Raw genomic sequence first — 12956 nt, 5'->3', positions numbered from 1 at the left:
TTGCGGGGGAGCGCAATGTTTCCCCGTCTGTGCGGCAAGTGCGCAATGATCATCCGGCAGTGCGCAACAACCCTGCATTACGAGTGCGAAGCTCCACCCCTTAGGCTCGTGCCCCGTACCAGGAGTGGCGGCGACCGCCTGCTCGGCGGTTCCCCTTCCCCCGTGGGCCTGCTTTTCCATGCCCACGCACCGCCGCGGTCCCCGCTCGTCGACAGGCAGCGATAAGGAGCCCCCGCAGTGCTGGACCACGGCGCAGCCCCACCGGTCGAGGACACGACCGTCCCGACCGCCCGCAAGACCTTCGGGCTCTCCGCCCTGACCCGCCTCAAGCCGGTAGAAAGCCTGGTCGCCGAGGGTGGCCAGGGCGAGGGCGGCACGCTCCGCCGCACCCTCGGCATGTGGCAGCTGACCATGATCAGCATCGGTGCGACGCTCGGCACCGGCATCTTCGTGGTGCTCGGCTCCGCGGTCCCGAAGGCCGGCCCCGCCGTCACGCTGTCCTTCGTGATCGCCGGTCTCACCGCGCTCTTCTCGGCCCTCTCGTACGCCGAGCTGGCCGGCTCCATACCGGTCGCGGGCTCCTCGTACTCGTACGCGTACGCAACGATGGGCGAACTCGTCGCCTGGGTCTGCGGCTGGTGTCTGGTCCTGGAGTACGGCGTCTCCGTGGCCGCGGTGGCGGTCGGCTGGGGCGAGTACCTCAACGAGCTGCTCGACGGCACGATCGGCGTCACCATCCCCGACGTGCTGTCCTCCGCCCCGGGCGAGGGCGGCATCATCAACCTGCCCGGCCTGATCGTCGTGCTGCTCGCCATGGTGTTCCTGCTCGGCGGCGCCCGTGAGTCCGCCGTGGTCAACACGATCATGGTCGTCGTGAAGATCGCCGCGCTCGCGCTGTTCTGCGCCATCGGCTTCGTGGGCTTCAAGTCCGGCAACTACAAGGACTTCATGCCGCTCGGCGTCGCGGGCGTCGGCGCCGCCAGCGCCAGCCTCTTCTTCTCGTACATCGGCTTCGACGCCGCCTCCACGGCCGGCGAGGAGGCCAAGAACCCCAAGCGCGACCTGCCGCGGGCGATCATGCTCTCGCTGCTCATCGTCACCGTCCTCTACGTGCTCGTCGCCGCCGTCGCGGTCGGCGCCTGGCACTGGAAGGACTTCGAGGGCTCCGAGGCCACCCTGGCCGCGATCATGAACGACGTCACCGGCCAGACCTTCTGGGGCACCCTGCTCGCCGCCGGCGCCGTCATCTCCATCGCCAGCGTCGTCCTGACCGTCCTCTACGGCCAGACCCGCGTGCTCTTCGCGATGTCCCGCGACGGCCTGGTGCCGAAGGTCTTCGGCAAGGTCAGCGCCAAGACCGGCACCCCGCGGGTCAACACCGTGATCGTCTCGCTGTTCTGCGCCGCCCTCGCCTCGGTCATCCCGCTGGGCAAGCTCGTCGACGCCACCAGCATCGGCACCCTCTTCGCCTTCGGTCTGGTCAACATCGCGGTGATCGTGCTTCGCTACACCCGCCCCGACATGCCGCGCACCTTCAAGGTCATGCTCGGCCCGGTCTTCCCGGTGCTCGGCTTCATCTTCTGCGCGTACAACATGTTCAGCCTCGACACCGTGACCTGGGTCGTCTTCGGTTGCTGGATGGCCGCGGGACTCGTGTTCTACTTCCTGTACGGCATTCGCCGCTCGAAACTGGCATCCGCAGAGAAGTGATCCACCCGTAGTGCGACTCAACGACCTCGACGAACGCATCGTCCACGCCCTCGCGGAAGACGCCCGCCGCAGCTACGCCGACATCGGCTCGCTCGTCGGACTCTCCGCGCCCGCCGTGAAGCGGCGCGTGGACCGGCTCCGGGCCGAGGGCGCCATCACCGGCTTCACCGTACGGGTGGACCCGGCGGCGCTCGGCTGGGAGACCGAGGGGTTCGTCGAGATCTACTGCCGCCACAACACCTCGCCGGAGGACATCCGGCGCGGCCTGGAGCGGTATCCGGAGGTGGTGTCCGCGTCGACCGTGACCGGTGACGCGGACGCCGTCGTGCAGGTCTTCGCCTCCGACATGCGCCACTTCGAGCGGGTCCTGGAGCGCATCGCGGGCGAGCCCTTCGTGGAGCGCACCAAGTCCGTGCTCGTGCTGTCGCCGCTGCTGCGGCGCTTCTCCTCGGGATCGCCCGCGTAAGGACGAGTGCGCAAGGGCGGGCCGCCCACCCCCGTGGGGCGGCCCGCCCTTTTCGCGTCCCCGGCGCTACTCGGTCGGGTACTCCAGGAGCCAGGGCAGCACGTCGAAGTCGCCGGTGCCGGCCTTGACCTTCTCGAACGGCGGCGCGCTCTGGCACGGCGGCAGCTCCGAGTCCTGGCCCCGGGTCATCCAGCTGTAGCCGAGCCGGTCGTGCCGGCCGAGGTCGTGCACGGAGACGCCGACCCGCTTGTTCCGGAAGCCGTCCACATCGGTCTCGGTGACGATGCCCGTCACCACCGCCACCTTGCCGCCGGTGACCAGGCAGTCGACCTTCGCCACCGCGTAGCCGCCCTTCCCGTCCTTGTAGTGGCTGAACCGGAAGGTGCCCGTCGCGGCCTCCGGGTCCTTGTTGTCCTTCGCCGCCAGGTGCGCGTCGAAGCTGAACGTGATGTCGTCCCCGGCCGGCCGGTACAGCTTGGCGGTGCCGGTCAGCGCCGCCGCCTCGCGCGGCCCCTTGCCCGACCAGTCGGTGTCGGCGGTGGCGGCACCGCCCGCGGCCAAGGTGATCAGCAGGGCCGCGGCCACGGCGGCGATCTTCGTACGGCGCTTCATGTCGGTCCTTTCGGCAGGTCAACCGGACGCCCACCACTCTTCCGGCCCGGGCCCGCCGGGACATCGCGCCGGGGAACGGTCCCCGCTTCCGCCGCGCGGCGGGGGAGGCGTACGACCTGCGGACGATCACGCTCCCGAGGGGTGCGCAACGAATCACCATCGAGGGGGGTGATCGCGCAACGGTTCGACGGTCGGTCCGCAACGGTCGCGCCTTGTCCCGGCCGAGCCCGAAACCGTACCGTTTTTGACAGCTTCCCCTTGAATTCCTCCCCCAGCTTCGACCTCCGAGGACGGCCCATGCCCGCGCTGCGCACCGCACTGCTCCAGAGCTCCGGCGAGCTCGGTGACGTGGCCGCCAACCTCAAGGTCCTCGACGAGGCCGCGGGCCGCGCCGCCGCCGCGGGCGCCGCCGTGCTGCTCGCCCCCGAGCTGTTCCTCACCGGCTACGCCATCGGCGACGCCATGGCCCGGCTCGCCGAGCCGGCCGACGGCCCCTCCGCCGACGCGGTCGCCGCGATCGCCGCCCGCCACGGCCTGGCCGTCGGCTACGGATACCCGGAGCGCGACACCGAGCGGCACGGCGTGATCTACAACTCCGCCCAGCTCTTCGGCGCCGACGGCAGCCGGCTCGCCCACTACCGCAAGACCCACCTCTTCGGCGGCTTCGAGGCGAAGTGGTTCACCCCCGGTGACGACGCCGTCGTCCAGGCGGAGCTCGGCGGCCTCACGGTCGGCCTGATGATCTGCTACGACGTCGAGTTCCCCGAGAACGTACGGGCGCACGCGCTGGCCGGCACCGACCTCCTCCTGGTGCCGACCGCGCTGATGCACCCGGCCGAGATCGTCCCGCTCTCCGTCGTCCCGGTCCGCGCCTTCGAGAACCAGATCTACATCGGGTACGCCAACCGGACCGGCCCCGAGGGCGACTTCGAGTTCGTCGGCCTCTCCGTCCTGGCCGGCCCCGACGGCACCGCCCGGGCCCGCGCCGGGCGCGGCACGGACCTGGTCCTCGGCGACGTCGAACCCGAATTCCTCGCGGCCTCCCGCGCGGAGAACCCCTACCTCCGCGACCGCCGCCCGGGGCTCTACGGCTCCCTCGTCTAGCGCCGTCCCCGCCCGGTCCCACCCCCGCCTCACCCGTTTCGCGCAAGGAGTCCGTACCCCATGACGTCCACCGTGCCCAACGCCGTCGAGCACGCCGACGAGCAGCAGCCGCCGATCACCATGTTCGGTCCGGACTTCCCCTACGCCTACGACGACTTCCTGGCCCACCCGGCCGGCCTCGGGCAGGTCCCGGCGACCGAGCACGGCGCCGAGGTCGCGATCGTCGGCGGCGGCCTGTCCGGCATCATCGCCGCCTACGAGCTGATGAAGATGGGCCTCAAGCCGGTCGTGTACGAGGCCGACCAGATCGGCGGCCGGCTGCGCACGGTCGGCTTCGAGGGCACCGGCGCCGAGGGCCTGAGCGCCGAGATGGGCGCGATGCGCTTCCCGCCCTCCTCCACGGCGCTGCAGCACTACATCGACCTGGTCGGCCTGACCACCAAGCCGTTCCCGAACCCGCTGGCCGAGGCCACCCCGTCGACCGTCGTCGACCTCAAGGGCGAGTCGCACTACGCGGAGACCGTCGCCGACCTGCCGCAGGTCTACCGCGATGTCGCCGAGGCCTGGAACAAGTGCCTCGACGAGGGCGCGGACTTCTCCGACATGAACCGCGCGATGCGCGAGCGCGACGTGCCGCGGATCCGCGAGATCTGGGCGAAGCTGGTCGAGAAGCTCGACAACCAGACCTTCTACGGCTTCCTCTGCGAGTCCGAGGCCTTCAAGTCCTTCCGGCACCGCGAGATCTTCGGCCAGGTCGGCTTCGGCACCGGCGGCTGGGACACCGACTTCCCGAACTCCATCCTGGAGATCCTGCGGGTCGTCTACACCGAGGCCGACGACCACCACCGCGGCATCGTCGGCGGCTCGCAGCAGCTGCCGCTGCGCCTGTGGGAGCGCGAGCCGGAGAAGATCGTGCACTGGGCGCAGGGCACCTCGCTCGCCTCGCTGCACGAGGGCGGCGCGCCGAAGCCGGCCGTCACCCGGCTGCACCGCACCGCGGACAACCACATCACGGTGACGGACGCCAACGGCGACATCCGCACGTACCGGGCGGCGATATTCACCGCCCAGTCCTGGATGCTGCTCTCCAAGATCGCCTGCGACGACTCGCTGTTCCCGATCGACCACTGGACGGCGATCGAGCGCACCCACTACATGGAGTCCTCGAAGCTCTTCGTGCCGGTCGACCGGCCGTTCTGGCTGGACAAGGACGAGGAGACGGGCCGGGACGTCATGTCGATGACGCTCACCGACCGGATGACCCGCGGCACCTACCTCCTGGACGACGGCCCGGACAAGCCGGCCGTCATCTGCCTCTCGTACACGTGGTGCGACGACAGCCTCAAGTGGCTGCCGCTCTCCGCCAACGAGCGCATGGAGGTCATGCTCAAGTCGCTCGGCGAGATCTACCCGAAGGTCGACATCCGGAAGCACATCATCGGCAACCCGGTGACGGTCTCCTGGGAGAACGAGCCCTACTTCATGGGCGCGTTCAAGGCCAACCTGCCGGGCCACTACCGCTACCAGCGCCGCCTGTTCACGCACTTCATGCAGGACCGGCTGCCCGAGGACAAGCGGGGCATCTTCCTGGCCGGCGACGACATCTCGTGGACGGCCGGCTGGGCCGAGGGCGCGGTGCAGACGGCGCTCAACGCGGTGTGGGGCGTGATGCACCAGTTCGGCGGCGCGACCGACGGCACCAACCCGGGCCCGGGCGACGTGTACGACGAGATCGCCCCGGTCGAGCTGCCGGAGGACTGATCCCGGGAGGACCGATCCCCGTGTCGGTCAGGGCCTGGCGAGGGGCGTGAGCAGCATCCGCCCCACCAGGCCCACCGACCGGTCGAGGCGTTCGGTGAACTCTTCGGCCAGGTCGGGCAGCCGCCGCAGCTGCCACAGCGAGCGGGCGGCGAGCCAGGCCCCGTCGCGGGCCCGGTCCAGGCTCCAGCAGCCGAGCAGATGCGTCAGCGGGTCCGCGACCTCCAGGAGGTCCGGGCCCGGCATCAGTTCGTCCCGGATGCGCTCCTCCAGGAGGACGAGGACGTCGCCGACCCGGTCGAACTCGTCCTCCAGGTCCCCGGGCGCGCAGTCCAGGGTGCGGCAGGTGTCGACGACGGCGAGCGCCAGGTCGTGCCCGATGTGGGCGTTGATCCCGGCGAGGGCGAACTGCAGCGGGCGGACGCCGGGATGCCGCCGGTAGTGGAAGAGCGGGCGCCAGCAGGCGGGCGCCGGGCCGCCGGCGGCGACCGAGTCGACCACCGTCAGATAGCGCTGGGCGAACCGCACGTCGAGGGTGGCGGCGGCCCGCCGGTCGGTGAAGGAGCCGGCCTCGATGGCCCGGCCGATCTCCTCGGTGACGGTCAGATAGACCCGGTTGAACACCGCGACCCCGTCGGCCGGGTGCCAGGCGGCGCGGATGGCCCGCATGCGGGCCACCACGGGGTCGACGGCCGTGAACGGCCCGAGCCGGATGTCCTGCGACCGGATGTCCTGCGACTGGATGTCCTGCGTCTGCGCCATGGGTGCAGGGTGGCAGCCGGAGGACCGGACGGTGGGGTTCCGCCGCCCGGCTTCCCCAGAACGGGCGAATCCGCCCTTACTTCGCCACGGACTCCTCGCCCGTCTCGTACGAGCTGGTGCCGGAGTCGAGCAGGGGCTCCTGCTGCTTCAGATGGGCCGGGGCGAAGGCGCGCAGCACGTGGTAGCCGGTGATGACCACGATCGTGCCGAGCGCGATGCCGCCGAGCTCGAAGGTGTCGCTGAAGGTGAGCTTCACGCCGCCGACGCCGATGATGATGCCGGCCGCGGCGGGCACCAGGTTGAGCGGGTTGCGCAGGTCGACCTTGGCGTTGATCCAGATCTGGGCGCCGAGCAGACCGATCATGCCGTAGAGGATCACGGTGATGCCGCCGAGCACACCGCCGGGGATGGCGGCGACGACCGCGCCGAACTTGGGGCAGAGGCCGAAGAGCAGCGCGAAGCCGGCCGCGGCCCAGTAGGCGGCGGTGGAGTAGACCCTTGTGGCGGCCATGACGCCGATGTTCTCGGAGTACGTGGTGTTCGGCGGGCCGCCCACGGCGGTGGACAGCATGGACGCGGCGCCGTCGGCGGCGATCGCGGTGCCGAGCTTGTCGTCCAGGGAGGTGCCGGTCATCTCGCCGACCGCCTTGACGTGGCCGGCGTTCTCGGCGACCAGGGCGATGACCACGGGCAGCGCCACGAGGATCGCGGACCACTCGAAGCTGGGGCCGTGCAGGCTGGGCAGACCGATCCAGTCGGCCTTCGAGACGCCGGAGAGGTCGAGCCGCCAGTGGTCGGTGACCTGGCCGCTCGGGGACATCGAGTGGATCCGGCCGAAGACCAGGTCGAATACCCAGGAGATGCCGTAGCCGAAGACCAGGCCGAGGAAGATCGCGATGCGCGACCAGAAGCCGCGCAGACAGACCACGGCCAGGCCGGTGAACAGCATGACGAGCAGAGCCGTCCACTGGTCCTGCGGCCAGTAGGTGGCGGCGGTGACCGGCGCCAGGTTGAAGCCGATCAACATGACCACCGCGCCGGTGACGATCGGCGGCATCGCCGCGTGGATGATCCGCGCGCCGAACCTGCGCACCGCGAGACCGACCAGGAACAGCACCGCGCCGACCGCCAGGACCGCGCCGGTCACGGTGGCGCTGCTGCCGCCGGAGGCCCGGATCGCGGCGGCGACGCCCACGAAGGAGAGCGAGCAGCCGAGGTACGAGGGGACCGTGCCGCGGGTCGCGAGCAGGAAGATCACGGTGGCGACACCGGACATCATGATCGCGAGGTTCGGGTCAAGACCCATCAGGACCGGCGCCACGAAGGACGCGCCGAACATCGCCACCACGTGCTGCGCGCCGAGCCCGACCGTACGGGGCCAGGAGAGGCGCTCGTCCGGCCGGACGACCGCACCCGGAGCGGGTGTCCTCCCGTCGCCGTGCAGGGTCCATCGCACGCCGAGGCTCATGTGCTCGCTCCAGTTCTCCGGGGGCAAAGAATCAGCCATATGGTAGGCGCCGCAGGTCAGCCGACCTTTTCGGGTGCGCCGGCCGCGGCCGCCGCGGACTTCGTGCGGCCCGCGGACCGCAGCACCCCCGCGCCGAGCACCAGGCCGAAGGCGAGCAGGGTCACCAGGCCGAAGGAGAGCACCAGCGAGGTCGCGTCGGCGATGCCGCCGATCGCCGAGGGGGCGATGAGCCCCGAGGTGTACGTGATGGTGGCGACGCCCGCGATGGCCTGGCTGGGGTTCGGGCCGCTGCGCCCGGCGGCGGCGAAGGCGAGCGGGACGACCACGGCGACGCCCAGGCCGATCAGACCGAAGCCGGCCATCGCGACCGCCGCGTGCGGGGCGGCCACCACGAGCAGCCCGCCCAGGGTGGCGGTCGCGCCCCCGACCCGTACCGTGCGCACCGCGCCGAAGCGGTCCACCACGCGGTCGCCTACCAGGCGCGCCACGGCCATGGTGAGCGTGAAGGCGGTGGTGCAGGCGGCGGCGAGCCCGGCCGAGCTGCCCAGCTCTTCCTTGAGGTAGACCGCCGACCAGTCCAGGCTGGCGCCCTCGGCGAACACCCCGCAGAACCCGATGGCGCCGATGACCAGGGCGGACTTCGGCGGCAGCGCGAAGCGCGGCGGGGCCTCCTCCTCGGGCGCGCTGTGCAGGTCGAGCACGCCCTGGCAGGCGGCGAGCCCGAGCGCGGTGAGCACCAGGGCGGCGATCAGATGGTGGATCCGGGCGTCGCCGCCGAGGTGGGCGGCGAGGGTGCCGGCCGCCGAGCCGAGCAGGGCGCCCACGCTCCACATGCCGTGCAGGCTGGACATGATCGAGCGGCCGAGCCGGTTCTCGGTCTCCACGCCGAGGGCGTTCATGGCGACGTCGGACATGCCGGCGGTGGCGCCGAAGACGAAGAGCGCCGCGCACAGGCCGTAGACGTTCGGCGCGAGCGAGGGCAGCGTCAGGGCGAGCGTCCACAGCGCGAGCAGCCCGCGCAGCGCGGTGCGGGCGCCGAAGCGATGGCTGACCGCCCCGGCCAGCGGCATCGCCAGCGAGGCGCCGATCGCGGGGAAGGCCAGGGCGAGGCCGAGCTGCCCGGCGCTGACGTCCGCGTGCTCCTGGATCCACGGGATCCGGGTGGCGAAGCTGCCGGTGACCGCGCCGTGCACGCAGAAGACGGCGGCGACGGCGTACCGGGCCCGCCGCAGCCGCTCGGTGGTGAAGACGGTCTCTGCCGCCATGGGTCCCTCCCTCGGTCCTGGTGTGTCGCGTAAACTATCAGGAACCCTGCCTGATAAATAGTGCTCCGGGGCCGGACACCCGTGATCGTCTGAGAGGATCCCCGCATGGCCGCATCCCCGAGCACCGCACGGGCCATCAACGACCGGCTCGCCCTGCGACTGCTCCAGGACGAGGGCCCGTTGACGGCGACCCAGCTGAAGACGCTCACCGGACTGTCCCGCCCCACCGTCGCCGACCTCGTCGAGCGGCTCAGCGGCTCCGGACTCGTGCACGTCGTCGGCGAGACCGGCGCCGAGCGCCGCGGCCCCAACGCCAAGCTCTACGGGATCGTCGCCGACCGCGCCCACCTCGCCGCCCTCGACGTGCGCACCCGCTCCGTCTCCGTCGTCGTCGCCGACCTCCTCGGCACCACCCTCGCCGAGGCCGCGGCCCCCGTCGGCGAGACCGGCGGCACCGGCGCCGCCGTCGAGCAGGCCGTCACGCTCCTCCAGCAGGCCGCGCGGGAGGCCGGCGCGGACCGGCTGCACACGGTCGCCGTCGGCGCGCCCGGCCTCATCGATCCGGCCACCGGCGAACTGCGCGACTCCACCGGACTGCCCGCCTGGCACCGCCGGCTCATCGGAGTCCTCCAGGAACGCCTGCCCGCCCGGGTCCTGGTCGAGAACGAAACCAACCTCGCCGCCGTCGCCGAACTGCGCGCGGGCGCGGCCCGCGACCGCGACGACTTCGTGCTGCTCTGGCTGGGCCAGGGGGTCGGTGCGGCGGTCGTCCTCGACGGGCGGCTGCGCCGCGGGGCCTCCGGCGGCGCGGGCGAGATCGGCTTCCTGCCCGTGCCCATGACCTCCGGTCTGCCCTCGGCCACCGGCTGCGACGGCGGCTTCCACGAGCTGGCCTGCGTTTCCGCCGTCCGGGCCCTGGCTGCCGCCCACGGCCTCGACCCGGCCACCGCGCTCGGCTCCGGCCACGGCCCCTTCCTCGACGCCCTCGCCCAGCGCCTCGCGGTCGGCGCGGCGGCCGTCGCCGCCGTCCTCGACCCGGGCTGTGTGGTGCTGGCCGGCGAGATCGGCCACCAGGGCGGCCCCGAGCTCGCCGCCCGCGTCGAGCACGCCCTGGCCGGGCTCTCGCCGCTGCGCACCGAGGTGCGCGCCACCGCGCTCGGCGACGCGGCGGTGCTGCGGGGCGCGCTGCTGCGGGCCCGCGACGCGGCGCAGGACGAGCTCTTCCCGTAACGAGCGGCAGTCCCGGGGAAACGGGTCCGCGCCGCGTCCCGGACAGGGGGACGCGGCGCGGTGGGAGGCCCGGCGGCGGCAAGGGCCGTGAGAACCGCCGCCGGGGGCATGTCAGGCCGTAGGGGCTAGCAGGCGCCGAGGTCCTGCCAGACGCCCCAGTCGCCGGTCGTGCCCGGCTCCTCGTTCTGGGTCCACCACTTGGCCTTCCAGTTGTGGCCCTTGTGCGAGACGACCGAGCCGCCGGTGTACACCTGGCCGGCCACGTACGCCGGGTTGGTGCAGGTGCCGCCGGTCGGCGTCGGGGTGGGGGTCGGCGAGGTGGTGGTCGGGGTCGGGGTCGGCGACGTGGTGGTCGGCGTCGGCGTCGGGGTGGCGGTCGAGCCCCCCGGCTCCACCGTCGTCGTGCCGCGCGCCAGGTCACCGGCGAGCGCGTACGTCGTGCCGTTGATGTTCACCGTCCAGTTCGACGGGGTCGACACCGGCAGGTAGTAGTTGAACGCCAGGTCCACGGAGGCGCCCGGGGCGAGCGTCTGCCAGGCCGGGAGCTTCAGGGAGACCCGGTGGAAGTCGCCCTTCAGGCCGCCCACGTTGCTGCCCGTGTGGTCGCTGCTGATCACCTTGGTGCCGAAGCCGGACTGGTCGGAGGCGTTGTTCGGCGCCGAGGTGGCGTAGTCGAACTGGAACTCCGTGCCGCCGGGCAGCGTGGTGGCGGTGTTGTTGGTGATCTTCAGCTTCGGGGTGATCGGGTAGTTGGAGTCGCCGAGCTTGAACTCGGTGAACTCCACGCCCACGTTCACGGCCTGGGCCGGAAGCGCCTTGTTCGACTTCTTGGCGCCGTAGGGGGTGGCGGCCTTGAACTTGTCGTACATCAGCGAGGTGAGCGTGGAGCCCATCTCGTACTGGCCCTTGGCCGCGTTCCAGGCGTAGTCGCCGGCCAGCTCCCAGATCATGGTGCCGCCGATGCCGCGGTCGACCACGTAGTCCGCCTTGGCGCCCACCGACTGCTCGTCCTCCGTGGAGAGGAAGACCTTCTTGTCGGCGTTCCACAGCCACGGCGCGACCAGCGTCGAGTCGTACTTGCGGGCGTAGGCGCCGGTCAGCGTGGTGTTCGCGGGGAAGCCGTACTGGGTGACGTAGTCGCCGACGATCCCCTTCTCGAGGTTCTTGGCGTGCCACATCGGGTTGGAACCGGCGGGCGACTCCTGCCCGTTGGTGTCCTTGTCGTGCCACAGGTTGTCGATGCCGACGGCGCCGTCGCCGCACTTGGTCAGGCCCGCGCCGGCCGGGCAGGTGGTCGTGGCGGCCTTGCCCCACAGACCGTCGGTGCCGCCCTGCACGTTCTTGAAGCCGCGGGTGTAGTACGGCAGGCCGATGTTGATCCGGCCGGACGGCATCGAGCCGCGGAAGTAGTGGTAGGCCCAGTCGGTGTTGAGGTAGCCGATGGAGCCGTACTGCGCGCTGCCGTAGACGTTGGCGGCGGCGAGCTCGGCGTCCTTGCCGTCGTCGAACAGCGAGGCGTTCGGGCCGACGTACTCGTTCCAGGCGCCGTGCAGGTCGTAGGACATGATGTTGACGTAGTCCAGATACTTCTGCATCTGGAAGGTCTCCATGCCGCGCAGCAGATAGCCGGAGGAGGGCGCGGCGACGGTCAGCATGTAGTGCCTGCCGTCGGTGGCGCCGGCCCGGTCGAGCTTCTCGCGCAGCGACTTCATCAGGGCCGCGTAGCCCTGGACGAGGCCGGCCCGGCGCGCGTTGGAGAGCTGCCAGTCGAGCGGGTTTCCCGAGTCCTTCATCGTGGTCGGGTACTCGTAGTCGATGTCGACGCCGTTGAACCCGTACTTCCGGATGAAGTCGACGGCCGAGTTCGCGAACGTGTCGATCCCGGCCTGGTTGACCGAACCGTCGGCGTTGGTGGCCATCGAGTAGAAGCCGCCGGAGTTCACCCGGTTGCCGCTGTCGTCGAAGTAGCCGCCGGTCTCCGCCCAGCCGCCGACCGAGATCAGCGTCTTCACGTTCGGGTGCTGCTTCTTGAACTTGGTGAGCAGGTTGAAATGGCCCTTGTAGGGGAGTGCCGGGTCCATCTCGGCGCCCGCGACACCGGGCCAGGTCATCCCGGTGGCCGCGTTGTTCGGCCCGTCCGTGCCCACGGAGAGCTTGTTGTCGCCGCCGACGTGGCCGAAGGCGTAGTTGATGTGGGTGACCTTGTCCCACGGGATGTCGGAGGCGAGATAGGCGGGCTCGCCGTTCTTCCCGGTGCGCCAGCCCGTGAAGTAGCCGATGACCCGGCGCTGGTGGTCGGCGCCCATCTTCTCGCGGCCCTCGGAGTCGTACACCGAGCAGTACGGGACGTCGACGCCGGGCGTCCTGTAGAGGCCGTCGGGGCGACAGCTCTCGTTGTCGGCCGCGTACGAGACGCCGCCGGTGGCGAGGGAGCTGATCAGCAGCCCGGCGACGGCGGCGCCGGACGCGAGCAGCGTCGCTCTCTTGTGGGTGGGGGACAACACGATCTTCCTCCGTAGAGGTCGGGATTGTTCAACGAACAAGGGGGTGGGTCGTGTTGGGCCCGTGGAGTGCGCACACC

10 protein-coding genes are annotated in these 12956 nt (G+C 71.3%); 5 read left to right on the top strand and 5 right to left on the bottom strand.

What is annotated here, in order from left to right; genetic code table 11:
• The first annotated feature begins 237 nt into the window (after positions 1 to 237).
• Positions 238 to 1710 carry an amino acid permease gene (locus KV205_RS26400; protein WP_265867117.1) on the top strand — a complete coding sequence of 491 codons (1473 nt, stop codon included), beginning with the start codon at positions 238 to 240 and terminating at the stop codon, positions 1708 to 1710.
• 10 nt (positions 1711 to 1720) lie between these two features.
• Positions 1721 to 2176, top strand: coding sequence for an Lrp/AsnC family transcriptional regulator (locus tag KV205_RS26395; RefSeq protein WP_030691274.1), 456 nt, complete (start codon positions 1721 to 1723; stop codon positions 2174 to 2176).
• Between the two features lie 66 nt (positions 2177 to 2242).
• On the opposite strand, the gene KV205_RS26390 is transcribed toward KV205_RS26395, so the two are convergent.
• Positions 2243 to 2788 (bottom strand): Repetin, encoded by a 546-nt coding sequence (locus KV205_RS26390; protein WP_265867116.1) that lies wholly within the window; start codon positions 2786 to 2788, stop codon positions 2243 to 2245.
• A 297-nt stretch (positions 2789 to 3085) separates the two neighbouring features.
• Between KV205_RS26390 and KV205_RS26385 the strand changes: the two genes are divergently transcribed.
• Both KV205_RS26385 and KV205_RS26380 read left to right on the top strand, forming a co-directional pair.
• Entirely contained in the window at positions 3086 to 3892 is an 807-nt protein-coding gene (locus tag KV205_RS26385) for a carbon-nitrogen hydrolase family protein (RefSeq protein ID WP_265867115.1), read from the top strand.
• A 60-nt stretch (positions 3893 to 3952) separates the two neighbouring features.
• Positions 3953 to 5653, top strand: a complete 1701-nt coding sequence (locus KV205_RS26380) for an NAD(P)/FAD-dependent oxidoreductase (protein WP_265867114.1) — start codon at positions 3953 to 3955, stop codon at positions 5651 to 5653.
• 27 nt (positions 5654 to 5680) lie between these two features.
• On the opposite strand, the gene KV205_RS26375 is transcribed toward KV205_RS26380, so the two are convergent.
• The 3 genes from KV205_RS26375 to KV205_RS26365 form a co-directional block, all read right to left on the bottom strand.
• Positions 5681 to 6412: a DUF5995 family protein gene (locus KV205_RS26375; protein ID WP_265867113.1), complete on the bottom strand. Its 732-nt coding sequence runs from the start codon at positions 6410 to 6412 to the stop codon at positions 5681 to 5683.
• Between the two features lie 76 nt (positions 6413 to 6488).
• Positions 6489 to 7880, bottom strand: coding sequence for a uracil-xanthine permease family protein (locus tag KV205_RS26370; RefSeq protein ID WP_265867112.1), 1392 nt, complete (start codon positions 7878 to 7880; stop codon positions 6489 to 6491).
• A 56-nt stretch (positions 7881 to 7936) separates the two neighbouring features.
• Complete coding sequence (locus tag KV205_RS26365) at positions 7937 to 9145, bottom strand: MFS transporter (RefSeq protein ID WP_265867111.1); 1209 nt, start codon at positions 9143 to 9145, stop codon at positions 7937 to 7939.
• A 105-nt stretch (positions 9146 to 9250) separates the two neighbouring features.
• Between KV205_RS26365 and KV205_RS26360 the strand changes: the two genes are divergently transcribed.
• Positions 9251 to 10375, top strand: coding sequence for an ROK family transcriptional regulator (locus KV205_RS26360; RefSeq protein WP_265867110.1), 1125 nt, complete (start codon positions 9251 to 9253; stop codon positions 10373 to 10375).
• Positions 10376 to 10500: 125 nt separating this feature from the next.
• Here the strand turns inward: KV205_RS26360 and KV205_RS26355 are convergent, their stop codons facing one another.
• Entirely contained in the window at positions 10501 to 12879 is a 2379-nt protein-coding gene (locus tag KV205_RS26355; RefSeq protein WP_265867109.1) for a chitinase C-terminal domain-containing protein, read from the bottom strand.
• Positions 12880 to 12956 lie beyond the last annotated feature (77 nt).

This window comes from Streptomyces sp. SKN60 (assembly GCF_026236535.1).
Classification (GTDB): Bacteria; Actinomycetota; Actinomycetes; order Streptomycetales; family Streptomycetaceae; genus Streptomyces.
The sequence above is the reverse complement of the archived record's forward strand: the minus strand, read 5'-3'. Positions and strand labels throughout refer to the sequence as shown.

Bases quoted from the DNA above. Each gene is read 5' to 3' on its own strand.
- KV205_RS26390 (WP_265867116.1), bottom strand. From the start codon at position 2,788: ATGAAGCGCCGTACGAAGATCGCCGCCGTGGCCGCGGCCCTGCTGATC.
- KV205_RS26385 (WP_265867115.1), top strand. From the start codon at position 3,086: ATGCCCGCGCTGCGCACCGCACTGCTCCAGAGCTCCGGCGAGCTCGGT.
- KV205_RS26380 (WP_265867114.1), top strand. From the start codon at position 3,953: ATGACGTCCACCGTGCCCAACGCCGTCGAGCACGCCGACGAGCAGCAG.
- KV205_RS26375 (WP_265867113.1), bottom strand. From the start codon at position 6,412: ATGGCGCAGACGCAGGACATCCAGTCGCAGGACATCCGGTCGCAGGAC.
- KV205_RS26370 (WP_265867112.1), bottom strand. From the start codon at position 7,880: ATGAGCCTCGGCGTGCGATGGACCCTGCACGGCGACGGGAGGACACCC.
- KV205_RS26365 (WP_265867111.1), bottom strand. From the start codon at position 9,145: ATGGCGGCAGAGACCGTCTTCACCACCGAGCGGCTGCGGCGGGCCCGG.
- KV205_RS26360 (WP_265867110.1), top strand. From the start codon at position 9,251: ATGGCCGCATCCCCGAGCACCGCACGGGCCATCAACGACCGGCTCGCC.